At 50.0% G+C, this 17,813-nt stretch carries 19 protein-coding genes and 1 pseudogene; 17 read left to right on the top strand and 3 right to left on the bottom strand.

Translation table 11 applies throughout. The features are described 5' to 3' along the window. Window positions 1–42: 42 nt before the first annotated feature. From KTH90_RS14680 to KTH90_RS14660, 5 genes are all read left to right on the top strand, one after another. Window positions 43–1,083 carry a sugar ABC transporter substrate-binding protein gene (locus KTH90_RS14680; protein WP_158355676.1) on the top strand — a complete coding sequence of 347 codons (1,041 nt, stop codon included), beginning with the start codon at window positions 43–45 and terminating at the stop codon, window positions 1,081–1,083. A 124-nt stretch (window positions 1,084–1,207) separates the two neighbouring features. Further along, window positions 1,208–2,695 carry a sugar ABC transporter ATP-binding protein gene (locus tag KTH90_RS14675; RefSeq protein ID WP_158355675.1) on the top strand — a complete coding sequence of 496 codons (1,488 nt, stop codon included), beginning with the start codon at window positions 1,208–1,210 and terminating at the stop codon, window positions 2,693–2,695. Between the two features lie 49 nt (window positions 2,696–2,744). Continuing rightward, the gene (locus KTH90_RS14670) at window positions 2,745–3,698 is read left to right on the top strand and encodes an ABC transporter permease (RefSeq protein WP_158355674.1); all 954 of its coding nucleotides are present in this window, start codon (window positions 2,745–2,747) and stop codon (window positions 3,696–3,698) included. Between the two features lie 32 nt (window positions 3,699–3,730). Then, window positions 3,731–4,372 carry an SGNH/GDSL hydrolase family protein gene (locus KTH90_RS14665; protein ID WP_158355673.1) on the top strand — a complete coding sequence of 214 codons (642 nt, stop codon included), beginning with the start codon at window positions 3,731–3,733 and terminating at the stop codon, window positions 4,370–4,372. A 115-nt stretch (window positions 4,373–4,487) separates the two neighbouring features. After that, window positions 4,488–5,360, top strand: a complete 873-nt coding sequence (locus KTH90_RS14660; RefSeq protein ID WP_158355672.1) for a helix-turn-helix domain-containing protein — start codon at window positions 4,488–4,490, stop codon at window positions 5,358–5,360. 129 nt (window positions 5,361–5,489) lie between these two features. On the opposite strand, the gene KTH90_RS14655 is transcribed toward KTH90_RS14660, so the two are convergent. Beyond that, on the bottom strand, window positions 5,490–5,777 hold the full coding sequence (locus KTH90_RS14655) for a hypothetical protein (protein ID WP_238726995.1): 288 nt from the start codon (window positions 5,775–5,777) through the stop codon (window positions 5,490–5,492). Window positions 5,778–5,815: 38 nt separating this feature from the next. Next, window positions 5,816–6,274 (bottom strand): hypothetical protein, encoded by a 459-nt coding sequence (locus tag KTH90_RS14650; RefSeq protein ID WP_158355670.1) that lies wholly within the window; start codon window positions 6,272–6,274, stop codon window positions 5,816–5,818. 117 nt (window positions 6,275–6,391) lie between these two features. Between KTH90_RS14650 and KTH90_RS14645 the strand changes: the two genes are divergently transcribed. Next, entirely contained in the window at window positions 6,392–6,532 is a 141-nt protein-coding gene (locus KTH90_RS14645) for a hypothetical protein (RefSeq protein ID WP_238726994.1), read from the top strand. A gap of 166 nt (window positions 6,533–6,698) precedes the next feature. Here KTH90_RS14645 and KTH90_RS14640 read toward each other — a convergent pair whose 3' ends face one another. Beyond that, entirely contained in the window at window positions 6,699–6,941 is a 243-nt protein-coding gene (locus KTH90_RS14640; protein WP_158355669.1) for a chorion class high-cysteine HCB protein 13, read from the bottom strand. Window positions 6,942–7,177: 236 nt separating this feature from the next. Here KTH90_RS14640 and KTH90_RS14635 point away from each other — a divergent pair, with 236 nt between their 5' ends. From KTH90_RS14635 to KTH90_RS14585, 11 genes and pseudogenes are all read left to right on the top strand, one after another. Beyond that, complete coding sequence (locus tag KTH90_RS14635) at window positions 7,178–8,122, top strand: NUDIX hydrolase N-terminal domain-containing protein (RefSeq protein WP_238726993.1); 945 nt, start codon at window positions 7,178–7,180, stop codon at window positions 8,120–8,122. A 37-nt stretch (window positions 8,123–8,159) separates the two neighbouring features. Further along, complete coding sequence (locus tag KTH90_RS14630; RefSeq protein ID WP_158355668.1) at window positions 8,160–9,131, top strand: MraY family glycosyltransferase; 972 nt, start codon at window positions 8,160–8,162, stop codon at window positions 9,129–9,131. Window positions 9,132–9,525: 394 nt separating this feature from the next. Further along, complete coding sequence (locus tag KTH90_RS14625) at window positions 9,526–9,873, top strand: GIY-YIG nuclease family protein (protein ID WP_238726992.1); 348 nt, start codon at window positions 9,526–9,528, stop codon at window positions 9,871–9,873. Window position 9,874: 1 nt separating this feature from the next. Further along, window positions 9,875–10,357 (top strand): DUF6530 family protein, encoded by a 483-nt coding sequence (locus tag KTH90_RS14620; protein WP_158355666.1) that lies wholly within the window; start codon window positions 9,875–9,877, stop codon window positions 10,355–10,357. Window positions 10,358–10,456: 99 nt separating this feature from the next. Next, window positions 10,457–10,606 (top strand): hypothetical protein, encoded by a 150-nt coding sequence (locus KTH90_RS14615; RefSeq protein ID WP_238727016.1) that lies wholly within the window; start codon window positions 10,457–10,459, stop codon window positions 10,604–10,606. Continuing rightward, window positions 10,557–10,931 (top strand): annotated as a pseudogene (locus tag KTH90_RS14610) (ABC transporter ATP-binding protein); the annotation flags it as partial. The gene KTH90_RS14615 and the pseudogene KTH90_RS14610, both read left to right, overlap by 50 nt. Further along, the gene (locus KTH90_RS14605; RefSeq protein WP_238726991.1) at window positions 10,915–12,966 is read left to right on the top strand and encodes an ABC transporter permease; all 2,052 of its coding nucleotides are present in this window, start codon (window positions 10,915–10,917) and stop codon (window positions 12,964–12,966) included. The pseudogene KTH90_RS14610 and the gene KTH90_RS14605, both read left to right, overlap by 17 nt. A gap of 247 nt (window positions 12,967–13,213) precedes the next feature. Continuing rightward, a complete protein-coding gene (locus KTH90_RS14600) occupies window positions 13,214–13,882 on the top strand; it encodes an ABC transporter ATP-binding protein (RefSeq protein WP_158355663.1) in 669 nt (222 codons plus the stop codon). A gap of 12 nt (window positions 13,883–13,894) precedes the next feature. Next, on the top strand, window positions 13,895–15,757 hold the full coding sequence (locus KTH90_RS14595) for an ABC transporter permease (protein WP_238726990.1): 1,863 nt from the start codon (window positions 13,895–13,897) through the stop codon (window positions 15,755–15,757). Further along, window positions 15,690–16,286, top strand: coding sequence for an FtsX-like permease family protein (locus tag KTH90_RS14590; protein ID WP_238726989.1), 597 nt, complete (start codon window positions 15,690–15,692; stop codon window positions 16,284–16,286). Before KTH90_RS14595 ends, KTH90_RS14590 begins: the two co-directional genes overlap by 68 nt. A 59-nt stretch (window positions 16,287–16,345) precedes the next feature. After that, on the top strand, window positions 16,346–17,254 hold the full coding sequence (locus tag KTH90_RS14585; protein WP_158355662.1) for a S8 family peptidase: 909 nt from the start codon (window positions 16,346–16,348) through the stop codon (window positions 17,252–17,254). Window positions 17,255–17,813 lie beyond the last annotated feature (559 nt).

The following is a 17,813-nucleotide window of genomic DNA, read 5'->3' as shown; positions in this document are numbered from 1 at the left end:
CGAGATTGATATAAACCAAAAACAATCCAAGGAGGATATGAAATGAAAAAGAAATTATTAAGCGTATTATTATGCATGACCATGGCAGTTTCCATGCTGGCTGGATGCGGCAGCAAAGAAGAAGCAAAGGAACCGGCATCGGAAGCGGGAAAAGAAGAAGCCGCGCCGGCGGCAACCGCAGCCGGCGATGAAGCGAAGGCCGGCGAAGGCGAGGCAAAGGGCGGAAGCTATAAGATCGGCATCTCCGTGCTTACCATGTCCGGACAGTTCTTCATCGACATGGTAGCCTCCGCGCAGAAAGCGGTAGACGCAGTGGGCGGTGAGCTGATCGTCAACGACGCCAACAACTCATCTGAGACCCAGGTGGCGGCGCTTGAAAACTTCATCCAGGCCGGTGTCAATGGAATCATCGTAACTGCAGTAGACCCCACCGCTCTGGCTCCCGTGGTAAAAGAAGCCAAAGACGCGGGGATCGCAGTTGTGTGCCATACTTCAAAAGTTGACGGCTATGACGCATATATCGGTGCGGATGAATATCAGCTGGGATATACCCAGGGCCTTGCAGTTGGAAAATGGATCGCGGATAAATGGGGAACCGATGAGAAGATCGAAGCGGGAACCTTAAATTACGATCTGCTGGAATCCGTTATCCAAAGAAAAGTGGGAATTATGGAAGGGGTTCAGGAAAATGCCCCGAATGTGGAATTCGTGGCGGATGCCACTGCAGCGGATCAGACGGAAGGTATGACCGCGACCGAGAACTTCCTGCAGGCACATCCGGAACTTAGAATCGTATGCGGAGTCAGTGACGGAGCGGCTCTTGGCGCATACGAGGCATTTAAGGCGAACCAGATGACCGATCCGGAAAAATACATCATCGCCGGTGTGGATGCCACAGACGAAGCGCTGAACAAAATCAGCGAAGCAACGATCTATCAGTTCACCGTAGACCAGAACCCGACCGGAACCGGACAGAAGTTAGTGGATACCTGTATCGCGGTCATCGACGGCGGACAGTTTGAGAAAGACTTTAATCAGGAACTGGTTGCAGTAACCCCTGACAATATCGCTGATTACAAATAAGAAAAACACCAGAACAGGCACCGATCGTTCAACACCGTACTTTGGGCTGACCAGAGGATAAAAATGAAAAACGGCGGAATCGGTGCCTGTAGTATGTAGAGAACTTCTTGAAGGAGGAGTGGATATGGAGACAATTCTGGAATTAAAGCATATCACGAAAGAATATCCGGGTGTGAAAGCGCTGAGTGATATGAATGTTACATTTTATAAAGGCGAAGTCCACGCCTTGATGGGAGAGAATGGAGCCGGGAAATCCACCCTGATCAAGGTTATCTCCGGAGCCATTAGACCCAATGCCGGAGAAATTATATATGAAGGTAAATCCTACCGAGAAATGAATCCGATCCTGTCCCAGAAGCTGGGTATCGGGGTCATTTACCAGGAATTCAATCTGGTGCCGGAGCTATCCATTGCGGAGAATATATTTCTGGGAAATAAACTGACCAAAGGCCTTACGATCAACCGGAAAATGATGAACCAGAAAGCCAGGGAGATCATGGAAGGCTTTGGAATCAAAATCGATGTGACAAAACCGGTCAGGAGCCTGACCGTGGCCTACCAGCAGCTGGTGGAAATCGCCAAGACAATATCCAATGACGTAAAAGTATTGATTATGGACGAACCGTCCGCTCCGCTTACGAACCGGGAGATCGAAGCTATGTTCCGGATCGTGGAACAGCTGAAGAAAAAAGGAGTGGCGATCATATACATATCCCATCGTATGGAGGAGATCTTCCAGATCGCCGACCGGGTGACTATCATGCGGGACGGTGAATACGTGGGTACCAGGCAGACACAGAAGACCGGCCGCGCCGAGCTGATCAGCATGATGGTGGGCCGCACGCTGGATGACCAGCAGTATCCGGCGGTGGACAAAGAAATCGGAGAAACCGTGCTGGAAGTCAGAAACCTGTCCACCCCTGCTCTGCTCAAAAATGTAAACTTAAGTGTGAAAAAGGGAGAGATCCTGGGTCTGGCGGGCCTAGTGGGAGCCGGCAGGACGGAAACCGTCCGGGCGATCTACGGTGCGGACCCAAAATCTACGGGTGAAGTCTATGTCCACGGCAAAAAAGTGGAGATCAAAAAGCCAAGGGATGGAATCAGAGACGGAATCGCCCTCATTCCTGAGGACCGGAAGAAGCACGGAGTCCTGCTGGAGATGAGTATCCGGGACAACATTTCCTTCATATCCATCCGGGATATCTGCAAAGCAGCTGTCGTAAACCGCAAAGCCGACCGGAATCTGGCCCAGTCCTACATTGACAGGCTGAAAATCAAGACACCCTCCATGGAACAGCTGGCTAAGAACCTGTCCGGCGGAAACCAGCAGAAAGTAGTATTAGCCAAATCCATGGCCAGCAAATCGGATATCCTGATCTTTGACGAGCCCACCCGTGGGATCGATGTGGGTGCCAAACAGGAGATCTACATGCTGATGAACCAGCTGGCAAAGGACGGAATGGCGATTATTATGATATCCTCGGAAATGCCGGAGCTGTTAGGCATGTCCGACCGGATTCTGGTCATGCATGAGGGGGAAGTGACAGGTGAGTTATCCAAAGAGGAAGCGACGCAGACGAAGATTCTGGAGCTGGCCTCAGGAAAGAATTGATGACAAAGTATACCTATATGTGCTGAAATACGCACGCAAGGAGGAAAATATGAGCAAAAATATTTTAAAACAATTCAGTACCATTATATTACTGTTCATTATGGTTATCTTTTTTGCCGTCATGACAGATACGTTCTTTGCAGCCAAAAATATGATCAATATCCTGCGCCAGGTAGCAGTCCTGGGAATCCTCTCCGCCGGTATGACCTTCGTCATCATCTCCGGCGGCATGGACTTAACCGTTGGTTCCCTGTTGGGGCTGACCGGCGTGGTCTGTGCCAAGTTCCTGGTGGAATACCAGATGAACAGTGTGCTGGCTATCCTTCTGACACTGGTTATTTTAACCTTATTCGGAACGATCACGGGAATGCTGATCGTGAAGCTCCATGTAGCCGCCATCGTCATTACCCTGGGCATGATGACCGTAGCCAGAGGCCTGGCCTTTATCATCTCCGGCGGGCTTCCCATCTATGACATTCCCGAAGGCGTCGTTACGCTGGGACAGGGCTATGTAGGGGCTATTCCCATTCCGGTCATCACTATGCTGGTCATCGTCATCATTGCCGCATTCATCTTGAACCGCACCTACTACGGCAGATACGTGTATGCCATCGGAGGCAATGAGGAAGCCGCCAGGCTGGCCGGTGTCGCTGTCGATAAAATTAAAGTGTCTCTCTATTCCGCCAGCGCGTTTCTGGCCGGCATCGCCGGTGTGACCCTGATGGCCCGTGTCAGCTCCGGCGCACCAGCTTCCGGAACCAGCATGGAAATGGATGTGGTTACCGCGGTCGTCATCGGCGGCGTCAGCATTAACGGCGGGAAGGGCAAGATCTCCGGCGCCTTCATCGGCGCGCTGATCATCGGTGTCTTAAGCAACGGACTGACCATTATGAACATCGGCGAATACTATCAGCAGGTGGTAAAAGGCCTGGTCCTGATCCTGGCGGTAGCCTTTGACGTATTTACCAACACGGACCGCATCAAAAAGGTAAAATCCGCCTGAGAATAATACGGAACAGAAAGGAACCATGTACCATGAAAAATATACTGTGTTATGGGGATTCCAACACCTACGGACTGAAATCCGACCTGGTAAGCCGTTACGAGAGGCATGAGCGCTGGACCGGAATCCTCCAGGAACGTTTAGGAAGCGAATACTACGTCATCGAGGAAGGCCTGGGCGGCCGTACGACCGTCTGGGATGACCCGGTGGAGGAGCATAAAAACGGTAAGACCTACCTGCTTCCCTGTCTGGAAAGCCATAAACCTCTGGATCTGGTGATCCTGATGTTAGGCACCAACGATTTAAAGCTTCGTTTCTCCGTCTCCAGCTTTGACGTGGGCTCCGCCATGGAAAACCTGGTTAAAACAATTTTAAAATCGGAGGCCGGCCGGAACCAAGCCGCCCCGGAGATTCTTTTGATTACCCCGGTCCCGATCCGCAGCGTGGGAAACCGCGACCTGGACCGGATGCTCCAGGGGGCGGTAACCAAGAGCCGTGAACTGGCGTCTTACTATGAGCGCATCGCCCGGCAGTATCAGATTCACTACCTGAATCCTGAGGGGCAGGTGGAACTAAACGAGCAGGATGGAATCCACTATACCCTGAAAGGGCATCAGGAGATGGCTGAACTGATTCAGAAAATGGTCTGCGGGATTTTTGCTGAGGGGAAATAGTTTCTAATAGGAATTGGGACGAAAACCTATCATTTTAATGCATTCGATTCGATTTAGCAAGAAATGTGAAACATTTATCTTGTTATTGTGCTATGTTATTAAAAGGAGGTGTCCCATGAAAAATAACCTGCAGGAGATCGAAGGGATTCTGGATTTTATTGAGAAACATCTTTTTGATGAGAGATTAGATCTGGATAGCATTTCCGCAGAAAGCGGATATTCAAAATACCATCTGCATCGGATGTTCGCAGCCGTTGTGGGTTTTCCGATTCACAATTATATACAGAGGAGAAGATTAACAGAAGCGGCTCGTCTGTTGGTCGCTACAGACAGGCCCATATTGGAGATTGCCCTGTGCTCGGGCTATGATTCTCAACGCTCTTTTTCGAGGGGATTCAAAAACCTGTATAAGGATAGCCCTGCCGTTTTTAGAAAGCGCAAAGATTTTCTTCCCCTGCAATTAAAATATGACGTCCAAAGACGGGAGGAGCTGCGTGCAGACCGGATACAGGACGTTAAAATAATAAACTCCGGTCAGATAAAGCTGGTGGGATATAGGGAAAGTACTAAAAAGGGATTCCGGGTAATTGGAAAATGCTGGAGAATCCTGCACAAAAATAAAAGCAAAATATGCAGCAGAACTGATCCTGCGTATCTAATCGGCATCGATGACTATTCATCCCAGGAACAAAGCTGCGAAAACCCCGACTTCAACTATATTGCCGCCGCACAGGTAGATACCTTCACCAGAATACCCGAAGGAATGCGATGCTTCACGTTACCTCCGAGTACCTATGTGGTCTTTTCCTTCCGCGGAAAAACAGAAGATAGTTTCCAACCCATTGTGGAATATATATATCAGGAATGGTTTCCCCATTCCACCTGTCATTTCAACGAGAATAACCGTTATGACCTGGTAAAATACGGGGAAGCAGCAGATGAAAATGGCCTGAGCGATATACAGTTCTGGGTTCCGATACGAAGCTAAAACAAATCCGGCGGGGAGTCCGGTGAGTTACGTTACGCGGAACTCACCGGACTCCCCGCCGTTTCAAAGAGTCCAATTTGTATGCCGGCAGAATTCTGCCGGCTTTTTAGCTTGACCCGGACGACTCCATCAGGGCTTTTTAGGGGCCATCATGGCAGCCATATTTTTAACATAATCGATTTGCTTTTGTTCTTCCGGGGATTTCCCCATTTTCAGGGCTTCGATAATCAGGTCCATCTCATTGTTGTTGAAAGACATGCCGCTGTTCTGGGCCTGTGACATGGCGGCCATCATAAAGGGAGCCATTTCGTTCATCCCTTTTCCTTTTCCCTGATTGGCCAGGGCCATCAGCATCTGAAGCTTGGCCGGGTCTATTCCGTTGAGCTTCGGGTTGTTGGTTAAGTTTTCTTCTGACATAGGAACCTCCTTGTGGCTTATCATAATTTTGAAAGGCCTTAGGCCATATTACCCAGCATGGCTGAGTATGTATCGAACATTGCCTGTTGTTCCGGAGAGAGCATGGATTTTAAGGCATCCATAGAGTTTGCAGGGCCCGCATTTTCTCCGGAGGATGAGGTGGACGATTGGTATGCCTGGTATAAGTTCATAGCCTGAAATACATTGAGCAGCATATCCATGGTTTCCCGTTCGGAATCCGTGCAGAAGGGGCGGATGTCATTCAGCATATTCAGGGGATCGGATGAATCTGCGTTCAGAGAACATGCCTGCAGCTGTTCATCGTCTACGTTGAAGAAATCCATCGTATTTTTAAATTCCAGAAATTTAACATAAATAGAAAGAAAGCGCTGTTCCGTTAAATGTACATAGGGAATAGCCGCCTTGATCATCTGCAGATGCCGCGGTGAGACCTGGGCGTCCAGGGCCGTCATTGTGAGTCTTTCATTTTCTTCCATGGAGACCTCCTAAGGTCTTGTTTAAAAATGTATATGTGCCAGGCCTAAAAGATATGACCGATTTCCCGGGTAATCATATAATATAATGTATTATATGATAATAAAGAGGAGTTTGACATGGACCAATTAATAATAGATGGGACCGCTGTATATGAGCTGGATGAGGAATGCATCTGCCGTAAAAAACAAAGGCTGGAAGAGGAGTTAAAACAGCAGGAGATCTCAAGGCAAAGAGAAAGCGGTTCCCGGAGAAATTAAAAAGGTATTCCTGCGAAAGCAGGAATACCTTTTTTTATTCAATAGGAAAGTGCGCCTATGGAATAAAAATACCCTCCGGGGGATCGCACTGCGGCGGAAAGGAAGATGCCGCTTACGCGGCCCGCCGCAGGCGGAGAGTTTCGCAAGCGAAACTCTTTTTAACTGATTAGCAGCATCCGATGTTGTTTCCACCACAGCTATTGCCGCCGCAGCAGAAGAGTAACAGGATGATAATCCAGCAGCAGTCGCCGCCGAAGCCGCCGTTGCAGCCGCCATTGCAGCCACCGCCACCATTGCCCATTCCGCCACAGCAGAACAGCAGGATGATGATCCACCAGCAGCTATTGCCTCCGAAGCCTACGTTTCCTTCGCATCCACATCCGCAGTTTGTAGCAGCTAAATCACTCATGTTTTGTTCCTCCAACAAATATTTTGTTTACACTTCATAATATGTAGGTGGGCTTGATTATGTTTACAAAATTTAAAATAATTTTTTATTTCTATTTATGATAGGTTTTAGGTATCGTATCGGAATATCAGGATATTTTAAATGCTGACCCGGATCATCAGATTCTTTGAAAAGGCTGTTTTCACAGGGAACGCTTTGTGATAAACTAAAACACGTACGAGTGCAAGGAGGAAAATATGAATTTTGATATTATATGTTTGGATAAAGCTTGTGTGATGCAGGAGGGAGGAAAGCCTTATTACCGAATGGATGAACTTCTTAAGGAGCTTACGCGGACAGGATATCCGACTGTATATTCGACGGAGGAGATCCCTCAGGGAATAGAGCCTGGCCGGGTCCTGTGCGTATCCAACCGGGCGGAGGACATGCCTGCTTTGCGTGCGGCGGGAAGAAAATCCGGTCTGGCGCTGTGGGGATGTTCTTCGGTACGGCATACAAAAGCGGATTACTATTTTATACAGCCGTTCGATATCCTGAATCTTCTGGATACCGACCCGCAGGTGTGGGACAGACAACGGTGGCTGTCCTGGGCGATCGAACTGCAGTTCATCGGGCAGGCGGGAATCACCTATTCCAGGGATCCTTTTGACCTGGAGCGGTTTGCCAGGATCAGGGAGATCGCTGCGGAGATACTTCATATGCAGTCGGGAGTCCCGCTTGCTAAGGTGAAAGATTTATTCTGTAATGAGACGGGATTCCAGACGCCGAAGATGGATACCCGCGCGGCGATCTTCCAGGACGGCAGGATTCTTCTTGTAAAAGAGCGGGACGGTACCTGGTCCATGCCGGGCGGATGGGTGGATGTGAATCAGTCCATCCGGACAAACACGGTGAAGGAAGTGGAAGAGGAGGCGGGGCTTTGTGTGGTTCCCAGCCGGCTGATCGCGGTCCAGGACCGGAACCTCCACAATACGCCTCCCTATGCTTACGGTATACTGAAAGCGTTTGTGCAGTGTGAGATTGTAGAAGGACAGTTTGTGGAAAATATCGAGACGCAGGAAAGCCGATTCTTCGGACCGGACGAGCTGCCGGATCTGGCAGATGAGAAAAACACCGCCGAGCAGGTAAGATTATGCTTTCTGGCCAGCCAGGATCCGGACTGGGTAACCGTCTTCGACTGAAGCTAGTGAATTTATAAGGAAAAGGGAGAAAAAGAGGATGATTACATATTTGGGAGATAAGATCGATATCCGGCTGGCGGCATTTTTCGGAATAGTGTTTGCGTTTGCCGCTACCTGCTTTTTACTTCAGAAATTCAGCGGCCTGCTGCCCACGGACCAGGGCAGGGAATACGCCCATGATGGCAAGCTGTCCGCAGGGAAACCGAGAGGGGCCGGCTTTTTATTTATTCTGGTGTTCCTGGTGTCCGCGCTGCTGTTTATCGGAATCGAGCGGGAAATGGTGATCTATCTGATTCTGGTGGCCGCCGCCATGATGACTGGTTTTCTGGATGACTGCTCGAAGGCGCCGTGGGGAGAGTATAAAAAGGGCCTGCTGGATCTGATCATTGCGGTAATGGTGGCTGTGACATTTCTGAATTTTAACAGCAATACGGTTGAACTGATGTTGTTTCAGACCAGCCTAACGATTCCCCCGGTGGTGTTCGGTATTCTCATTGTAATTCTGGTGTGGGTATCGGTGAACGTGACCAACTGTTCGGATGGAGTGGACGGACTGTCCGGAACGCTGACGATCGTTACCCTCCTTTCCATCTATGTGCTGGACCGGATGAAAGGGATGGATGAAAACTATAATTATCTGATTCTTCTGTTTGTAATCTGTCTGCTGGGATACCTGTGGTTTAACGCGGCTCCCAGCAAGCTGATGATGGGAGATGCGGGATCCCGGGCCATGGGATTATTTATCAGTATCGCAGTGCTGAAGATGGGAAGTCCTTTCCTGTATATACTGCTGGCACTGGTACTGATCCTGGACGGGGGACTGGGGCTCTTAAAAGTCTCCCTCCTTCGGTTCCTGAAAATTAAAATCCTGAAAAATGTCAGGACACCGCTGCACGATCATGTCAGGAAGGTGTGGGGATGGTCAAATACCCAGACGGTATATCGGTTCGCAATCATCCAGATTATGATTGCGGTGGGAGTGGTTTATATAGCCTCGCTGCTGGCCTGAAGTCAGCGATATATCCGAAAGCCGGCAGTCAAGATTGGGAGGGGACTGGCATCTTTCGGTAGTAACGTTACATCTTCAAGCAACTGCGTAGAGAAAGGGGCCTGTCCCCGGATGTCGACTGGAATAGTCCCACCTCCGGGGAAACAGGCTCTTTATTTCTTCGAATGGACCGGCATCCGGGGACAGGCCCCTTTCTCCACGTTGTTGTTTGAAGATTTAGCGTTACTGCCGAAAGATGCCAGTCCCCTCCCAGTTGCCCGTAAATATGTACAGCTGGATACCCGCCGGTTCCACTTGACAAATAAGAGAGAAACAGATATGATGCTACTAATTTAGTAAATTACTAAATTAGTAGTGAACAAGATCTCTGAAAATGGGAAAGGAGCAAGCAGCGATGGATAAATCCAGAAAGAAAGAACTTCAAATGGAATATAAATTACGTAAGCCGGATATGGGGGTGTTCGCCATTTCCTGTTCCGGGAATGGAAAACATTACGTGGGATACGCCCAGGATCTGAAAGGAAAGATGAATGGGCATTATTTTAAAGTGAGTTCAGGATTTCATCCAAACCGCAGAATGCTGGCGGACTGGAAGGAATATGGAGAACAGGCCTTTGAAATGAAAGTCCTGGAACAACTGCCTTACGATGAAAAAGAGGAGAACAAGATGGACTACACAAAAGAACTCCAGGAATTACAGCTAAAATGGATAAGCAAACTTGAGAAAGCGGAGGAATTATAATATGAAAATACCGGTAACCTTAAAACATAAACCGGTCATCGTATCGGAAAACTATGAAAATATCGATGGGAGAAAAGCGTATCACACTGATGCCAAAGGGCTGTCACTGGGGTTGGCCCAGTGGAACGACAGAGGAAAAGTGGACATTTCAGCCAAGGTCTGGCGCTATACCGGAGAAAAATGGTCCCGCCAGTCGGAGGAACTGCCGATGCACCGGGTACTTGATCTGTCTATTCTGATCTGCAGAACCATGCAGTATTTCCAGGAGGCTTACCGCTATCCGAAGCTATACGATTCAGCGCATACCACGATTGACCGGGTGGGCCTGCAGGGGGATGCCATGACGGTGGCGGTGTGTACGGAGAATCCGATGATCGATGAAGATATCCGCCTGTTTTCCCAGACGCTGAGCGACGATGGCGAGATGATCGGAGAGCGGCTTCGGGTCCTGGGACAGATGCTGAAAGATATGGGATATGCCTAACAATTGGCCTGCAGTCTACAGATAAAGGGATGAAAGATAAAGGAATAAAAGATAAAGGAATAAAAGATAAAGGAAAAAAGACAAATAAAGGATAGATGGATGAAGGAAAAAATACTGATCGTGGAAGATGATCTGGCCTTAAGTGCCGGACTGTGCTTTGAACTGCAGGCGGACGGATATATCGCTATGGCGGCCTACAATTCCGCTGGATCTGGATCACAGCTGCATCGACCGGAGGATGGTCGGTGAGATTGTGGAGATGTTGAAACTTGAGGACAGGCTCACAGCTTTTCCCCATGAACTGTCCGGCGGCCAGCAGCAGAGAACGGCGATCGCCAGAGCCCTGGCGGTAAAGCCGGCTATCGTTCTGGCAGATGAGCCAACCGGGAATCTGGACAGCAGGACCAGCCAGGATGTGATGGGACTGCTCAAGAGTATGGCGGATCGCTTCCATCAGACACTGGTTATGATCACCCACAATGAGGACATAGCCCAGATGGCGGACAGACTGATCCGTATTGAAGATGGGAAAATCATATCATCAGGAGGAAACGGGAATGTTCCGGAACAATAACCTGTCCGTATGCTGGCGGCTGGTCAGGAGGGAATTCAGGTTCCATAAGGGCAGAAATCTGATGGCTGTCTTAAGCGTGGCATTGACGATGGCGTTATTTACCGTGTTGTCCGTCATAATACAGAGCCTGGTGGGCAGTGTCCGTGATTATTGCATCCATGATATGCATGCAACGGAAGAAATGTACCGGCAATTTCTGGTAAGCCAGCTGCCGGAATTGTTTCCCTATTTCTTAAGTTTTATTCCTGTATTTGTCTGCGGCTTCCTGATCATTTATAATATTTTCCGGATCGGGGTGGACGCGGATATTCGTTTTTATGGGAAGCTCATAACCCTGGGAATGACACCCAGACAGGTCCGTGTGATCTGGTATGGGCTGGCGCTTGCCGTCTGCGGGCTGGGTATACCGGCTGGCGCGGCCCTGGGAATCGGCGGGGCTGTGGTTTTTGAACATGAAATCCTGAACTTTTCTAAAATCCCGATTGGGATGATTGTGAGTCTGAAAGCGATAGCCGCGGCAGGAGTGCTGTCCCTTCTGACCGTATTCGTTTCCAGCTTCCGGCCGGCCCGGATCACGGCTGGCATATCACCGGCACTAGCCGTCCGCTATATGGAACTGTCGGGATTCGAAAGAAAGAAGGAGAAAAATAAATTTTTCCCGATATCGATTGGTACAGGAAATCAAGTGGGGGAAGATGATAGGAAAAAGAGGATAACGCCCAGGAGAATGGCTGTTTACCATCTGGCCCGCAGCAAGAGAAGAACTGCGGTTGTGATTGCCTCGCTGTCGCTGGCTTTCATTTTGCTGAGCTGTGTCTATGTCCAATATATAAGCGCGGATCACGATATTTATCTTCATTTTATCACTTTTTCGGATTATACATTGTCTGTAGAGGGAGCCGGCGCGGACGGGGCCAATATCAGCCGTGATCTGGAACCGTCTTTGATCCGGCAGGTGGAAGCGCTGCCGGGAGTCAGCCGCAAAGGAGCGCTCTATAAACAGGAAGAATGGCTGGACCTGGGGGAGCATGTCTACAGCAGGCTGACGAATTATTTTGAGTCAGAGGGGGGCTGGCGTTTAAGGGAGATGGAATCCGATGTTTACTGGACGAAAGCCTACGAAAATATGCGGAAGAATCATACCTGCATCGGTATGGTCTATGGCATAGACAGCAGCTATACGGAATTGCTGGCCAGGCCGGAACAGCTGATAGACGGAACCTTTGACGCGGAACTATTTGCATTCGGCGCCTACGCCATAGCCGAGGGAGTGGAGGGCGGGGGCGGACAGCCGAATTATCAAGTCGGGGAACAGGTGGAGATCGGAGGCAGGACATTCGAAATCATGGCGTTGTCCATAGCACCTGCCTATCTAAGAGCAGACAATGACAGCGCGGAATCCGCTTTTTCCCTGGGCCTGTTTATTCCCGAGAAGAGTTTCAGACAGCTGTATCCGCAGAGGGGGATTCGTGAGCTCCATCTGAATGTGGAGGAAGAGGAACGCGCCAGAGTTGACCGCTGGCTTGCTGATTACCAGAATACGAAGGATCCGTTTCTGGATATCCGGTCCAGGGAAGCGCTGAAAGAAACCTTTGACCAGCAGATCCGTTCCGGTGCAGCGGTCGGTGCGCTGATGGCTTTGACCTTTGGGGTGATCGGCATATTTAATCTGGCCAATACGCTGATTGCAGGACTTTTATCCCGCAGTCAGGAATTCGCGGCCTGCCTGAAACTGGGAATGTCAGACAGACAGCTGCTGTATATGATGATCTGGGAAGGTGTCTGCGAGATCGGCCTGGTGCTTGCTGTTGTATATCCGCTGGCCTTGCTGGCGGCAGGTCCCGGAATGTATCTGTATCTTACCAAAGTCAGTAATCTATGGGCATATCAGTACCGATTTTCCATATGGCCGCTGTTAATCTGTACACCGATTATGCTGGTGGCAGCGGCAGGGATTCCTTTTCTGTGTTACCGGATCATAAAAAGACAGAGTGATACTTCCATGGATCCTGAGCGGCCAGGAGCATGGAGCTGATTATGGAGATGCTGTCTTTTACATTATTTTGTTCAAGAGCGACATGCAGGAGCGTGGTGTAGGAGTAATAGTCCCACATCTCAAACAATCTTGCGGCCTGCTGGGATAGTCCGGCTATGCCGTAGGCTATATCCTGCCGGTCTTCGCTGAGCGCGATATCGGTTAGACTGTTTAAGATCAGCTGGATTTCGTTGAGTTTGAAAAGCAGCTGACGTTCCAGAAAAACAGAGATGAGGAGAACTGTGAAATGGAAACTATCTTACGGACGAAGGATCTGAAAAAATATTATGGAACCGGGGAAACGGTGGTAAAAGCCCTGGACGGTATTGACCTTTCCATTGGAAAAGGAAGTTTTACGGCCATCGTCGGAACCTCCGGAAGCGGAAAATCGACGCTTTTAAACATGCTGGGCGGTCTGGATCATCCAAGCGACTGCAGTGTAATCGTAGGAGGAACTGAGCTGACCGGTCTGGACGAGGAGCAGCTTACCATATTCCGAAGAAAACAGATCGGTTTTATTTTCCAGAATTACAATCTGATTCCGGTTCTGAACGTATGGGAAAATATCGTGTTTCCGTTATCTATGGATGCACGCGAACCGGATGAGGATTTTATCGACCGGATTGTAACTTTGTTAGGGCTAAATGAGAAACTGTACCATATGCCGAATCACCTGTCCGGCGGACAGCAGCAGCGGGTGGCGATCGCGCGGGCGCTGGCGTCCAAGCCCTCCATCGTTCTGGCCGACGAACCGACCGGGAATCTGGACAGCAGGACCAGTGACGATGTGATCGGTCTTTTGAAAATGACCGGAAAAGAATTTCACCAGACCATTGTAATGATTACCCACAACAATGACATCGCGGAGCTGACAGACAGGAGCGTCCGGATTGAAGACGGCCGGATCTTTGAGTAGGGGGTGGCGAGGTTGAACGTAAAGATGCTAAAAACATTGGCAAAAGCCAGCTACCGCGCCAACCGAGGCCGGAATCTGGTGACGATCCTGGCGATTGTCCTGACCACGGTGATGTTTACCTCCCTGTTTGTTCTATCCGAGAGTATGATGGAAAATATAAGACAGATGAATTTCAGGCAGGCAGGGACCTATGACCATATATCTTTTAAATATTTGACTGGGGATCAGGCGGATCTTATTAAAACCCACCCGGAGATTACCAGCTGGGGAGAAAGTATTGTCATCGGTATCGCCGAGGATGAGGGTCTTAAAAACCGCCAGGTGGAGATCCGCTACGCGGACGATGCCTATGCAACATACTCCTATGCCATACCGACAACCGGTACCATGCCTGCAGGAGAATATGATATCGCCCTGGATACCGCTATTCTGGATGTGATGGGGCTTCCCCATGAACTGGGTCAGAAGGTTACGCTTCACTGGCGGGATGACCTGTACAGCGAAGCGCTTACCGGGCAGGAATTCGTGCTCTGCGGATATTGGGAAGGAAATGCTTCTTCTTTGGCCAGCATGGCATTTGTATCCAGGCAGTTCACAGCGGACAAATATGCCGGAGCCGATATAGCCGGGCGGATCGCACAAAACCAGGTGGGCGGCACCCATATGTTAAGCGTCATGGTAAAGGATGCATCGAACCTGGAAGAGGCCGCGCAGCAGATACTTTCCGACCTGAATGTTCCGGACCTCCCATATGGGATTAACTGGGCCTACGACCCGCAATTGAGATTTACCGGGCTTTCAGAACTGATTCCCATGCTGCTTGGCATGATCCTGGTATTTGTCAGCGGGTATCTGATTATCTATAATATTTTCCAGATCTCGGTCGTTAACGACATTCAATTTTACGGGAAACTCAAAACGCTGGGAACGACTGGAAAACAGATACGAAAACTGCTGTATGCCCAGGCCGGCCGGCTCTGTCTGTGGGGAATACCGATCGGGCTTTTGCTGGGCTATGGGCTTGGAAGCCTTTTGGTACCGGTTCTGATCTTAAGTGAACGTCCATTCGTATCCACGAGCCCGTTGATCTTTTTGGGAGCAGCCGTATTTGCCTGGGTGACGGTCCGTATCTCCTGCCGCAAGCCTGCGAAGGCAGCGGGAAAAATCTCTCCGGTGGAAGCGATGAATTATTCCGATGCCCTGGTCCACGGCCCGGAAACCAGGAAGACGAAAAAGGGAGCTTCCTTATTCCGTATGGCTCTTTCGAATCTGGGCAGAAATAAAAAACGTACGGCTACGGTCATCTGTTCCCTGACCCTTGGTATGGTGCTGCTCTGCTGCATTTTTGCAAAAAATAAAAGTTTTGACCTTGATAAATACATGAGAAGCCAGGCAATCAGCGACTTTACGGTGGAGGATCTTTCTTTGGGCGCTATGTCTGCCGCCTTTAACCCATACGGCCTGACGCTGTCCAAGCAGCTGATCGGACAGATCGGAAAGCTTAACGGCCTGCAGGATACGGCCGCACTCTACGCGCAGAAGGCAGATCTGGCGCTGACCCCGGATGTGCTGGACAGAATCGAATCGTATTTTGAGCGGGAGAATAAGTATCGCTATGAGGCCATGGAATATGATCCGTACTGGATCGAGAGCTATAATGACGCGAAGAAGCAAAAGAAAGTGAAGGCTATCGTCTTTGGAATCGACGGTTTCCTGCCGGAAATGCTCACAGAAGATGCCTATGTATTGGAGGGTACCTTTGACGCGGAGAAGTTCAGGTCCGGCGATTATGTGATTGCGGGCGGTTATGATACGGAAGGCAAAAAGGAACCACAGCCTATTCCCGGACAGCAGCTTATGCAAATATTTCTTTAATGTGGCAAAAGAAAATCAGGCCGATGCGGAAAAATTCCTGGAGGACTACCGCAAGAATACCGATAAAAACCTTCCGATCATATCCAAAGCAACATTGGCCGAACAGTACCAGTCGGAGACCATGTCCACGGTTATCACCGGAATGGCAGTCAGCGTGATTATCGCGTTTGTCGGTATTTTGAATTTTATCAATTCCATGGTAACGGCCATCGTGTCCAGAAAGAAAGAGTTTGCCATGATCCAGAGCGTGGGGATGACGACGAAACAGCTTCGGAAAATGTTGATATTTGAAGGACTGGATTACGCGGTGCTGACCCTTGCCGCTTCTTACCTGATCGGAACGCTGGCCGTTGGGATCGGGGTGCGCGTGATGGTGGCTTCCAGCTGGAGCAGCACTTTCCAGTTTACCATCATGCCTCTGGTCCTGTGTACGCCGGTACTGCTGCTGTTCGCGGTCATCGTTCCCTGCATTTGCTTTAAAAATATCGAGAAGGCCAGCCTGGTGGAACGGCTGCGTGCGGCGGAATAAAGAACTTTTTCCCTTGATCTGAATATTGTAATAGAAAAGAATCAAGAGGGAATTATCTTGTGAATCGAGTCAGAAATTTGCTGGGATGTGAAAGTGCATACAGGCAGCACGTTCTGGGACAGGGAATCGGCGTTGCGATCCTGGATACGGGTGTCAATCCGCATCCGGATCTGCAGGGCCGGATTATGGGTTTTTATGATGTTTTGCATCAAAAGACAAGACCCTATGATGATAACGGTCATGGCACCCACGTAGCCGGTATCATCGGCGGCAGCGGTCAGGCTTCCAATGGAAAATATAGGGGAATTGCCCCGGAATGCCAGCTAATCTCCATAAAAGTGCTGGATCAGAAGGGAAATGGTAATTCCAAGGATGTGCTGACAGCCCTGGACTGGGTGATCGCCCATAAAGAAGAGTATAATATCCGTATTATTAATATATCTGTAGGTACAAAACCAAAAGAGGGGACCGGCGAGGAATCTGCGCTGGTCAGGGGGGTGGATAAGGCCTGGGACAACGGGCTGGTCGTATGCGTGGCGGCCGGGAATAACGGGCCGAAGCCCCAGAGTATCACGACGCCCGGCATCAGCCGGAAGGTGATCACCATCGGTTCTTCCGACGACCAGCAATATGTGGATGTATTCGGAAACCGGCGTTATAATTATTCCGGCCGCGGTCCGACCATGTCCTGTGTGAAGAAGCCGGATGTGGTGGCGCCCGGATCGAATATCGTATCCTGTAATGCCGCCTGTATCCGGCGGGGGCGGCCTTTTTATTCATCCAAAAGCGGCACGTCTATGGCTACCCCGGTGGTATCAGGCTGTATTGCGCTATTGCTTTCCAAATACCCGGATATGACCAATGTGGAGGTAAAGCTTCGGCTGCGGGAATATTCCGAGGATCTGGGCCTGGCCAGGGAGCAGCAGGGATGGGGACTGGTCCAGGTGGACCGGTTGCTGCAGATGTAAGAGGGCCGGGGCTTGGGAGGGCCGGGCTTGGGAGGGCCGGGCTGAGAGGGAACGGGCGTACCCGGCCGGCATCCGGCGGCAGATCTCGTGGGGACAAATCACTTCGGCCGGACCTAAGAACGACTAACTACGAAGGCGGGAGAACCTCTTATTGGCAGGGCCCGGAACAAACTCGCCAAAAAGCGGCTCGGACAGTGTTCCGGGCCCTGCGAGGTTCTCCCGCCTTCTGCGTAAGTCGTTCTAAGGCCCGGCCTCAAGTGATTTGTCCCCACGAGATCTGCCGCCGGATGCCGGCCGGGTACGCCCGCTCCCTCTCAGCCCTGCTTTACGATGGGCCCTCTTATTCTCGGCTAATGGGAGGGGACTGGCACCTTTCGGTAAGAGAACCGGGCCATCCGGCAGCTGCGTGGAGAAAGGGGCCTGTCCCCGTATGTCGGCCTTTTAGAGAAAAACTATAAAAAAGTAAATGAAGTAAATTAAGTAGCTGACTTGAAAAAGTAAATTCCAGTGCAAGACTAAATTCCACCAGCGGTTAAAAGTTGCAGTAAATTATAGACTT

This window comes from Diplocloster modestus (assembly GCF_019042245.1).
Taxonomy (GTDB): domain Bacteria; phylum Bacillota; class Clostridia; order Lachnospirales; family Lachnospiraceae; genus Diplocloster; species Diplocloster modestus.
The sequence above is the reverse complement of the archived record's forward strand: the minus strand, read 5'-3'. Positions and strand labels throughout refer to the sequence as shown.

What these genes read in the sequence shown, in the direction of transcription:
- KTH90_RS14680 (WP_158355676.1), top strand. Translation starts at nt 43, where the DNA reads ATGAAAAAGAAATTATTAAGCGTATTATTATGCATGACCATGGCAGTT.
- KTH90_RS14675 (WP_158355675.1), top strand. Translation starts at nt 1,208, where the DNA reads ATGGAGACAATTCTGGAATTAAAGCATATCACGAAAGAATATCCGGGT.
- KTH90_RS14670 (WP_158355674.1), top strand. Translation starts at nt 2,745, where the DNA reads ATGAGCAAAAATATTTTAAAACAATTCAGTACCATTATATTACTGTTC.
- KTH90_RS14665 (WP_158355673.1), top strand. Translation starts at nt 3,731, where the DNA reads ATGAAAAATATACTGTGTTATGGGGATTCCAACACCTACGGACTGAAA.
- KTH90_RS14660 (WP_158355672.1), top strand. Translation starts at nt 4,488, where the DNA reads ATGAAAAATAACCTGCAGGAGATCGAAGGGATTCTGGATTTTATTGAG.
- KTH90_RS14655 (WP_238726995.1), bottom strand. Translation starts at nt 5,777, where the DNA reads ATGTCAGAAGAAAACTTAACCAACAACCCGAAGCTCAACGGAATAGAC.
- KTH90_RS14650 (WP_158355670.1), bottom strand. Translation starts at nt 6,274, where the DNA reads ATGGAAGAAAATGAAAGACTCACAATGACGGCCCTGGACGCCCAGGTC.
- KTH90_RS14645 (WP_238726994.1), top strand. Translation starts at nt 6,392, where the DNA reads ATGGACCAATTAATAATAGATGGGACCGCTGTATATGAGCTGGATGAG.
- KTH90_RS14640 (WP_158355669.1), bottom strand. Translation starts at nt 6,941, where the DNA reads ATGAGTGATTTAGCTGCTACAAACTGCGGATGTGGATGCGAAGGAAAC.
- KTH90_RS14635 (WP_238726993.1), top strand. Translation starts at nt 7,178, where the DNA reads ATGAATTTTGATATTATATGTTTGGATAAAGCTTGTGTGATGCAGGAG.
- KTH90_RS14630 (WP_158355668.1), top strand. Translation starts at nt 8,160, where the DNA reads ATGATTACATATTTGGGAGATAAGATCGATATCCGGCTGGCGGCATTT.
- KTH90_RS14625 (WP_238726992.1), top strand. Translation starts at nt 9,526, where the DNA reads ATGGATAAATCCAGAAAGAAAGAACTTCAAATGGAATATAAATTACGT.
- KTH90_RS14620 (WP_158355666.1), top strand. Translation starts at nt 9,875, where the DNA reads ATGAAAATACCGGTAACCTTAAAACATAAACCGGTCATCGTATCGGAA.
- KTH90_RS14615 (WP_238727016.1), top strand. Translation starts at nt 10,457, where the DNA reads ATGAAGGAAAAAATACTGATCGTGGAAGATGATCTGGCCTTAAGTGCC.
- KTH90_RS14605 (WP_238726991.1), top strand. Translation starts at nt 10,915, where the DNA reads ATGTTCCGGAACAATAACCTGTCCGTATGCTGGCGGCTGGTCAGGAGG.
- KTH90_RS14600 (WP_158355663.1), top strand. Translation starts at nt 13,214, where the DNA reads ATGGAAACTATCTTACGGACGAAGGATCTGAAAAAATATTATGGAACC.
- KTH90_RS14590 (WP_238726989.1), top strand. Translation starts at nt 15,690, where the DNA reads ATGATACGGAAGGCAAAAAGGAACCACAGCCTATTCCCGGACAGCAGC.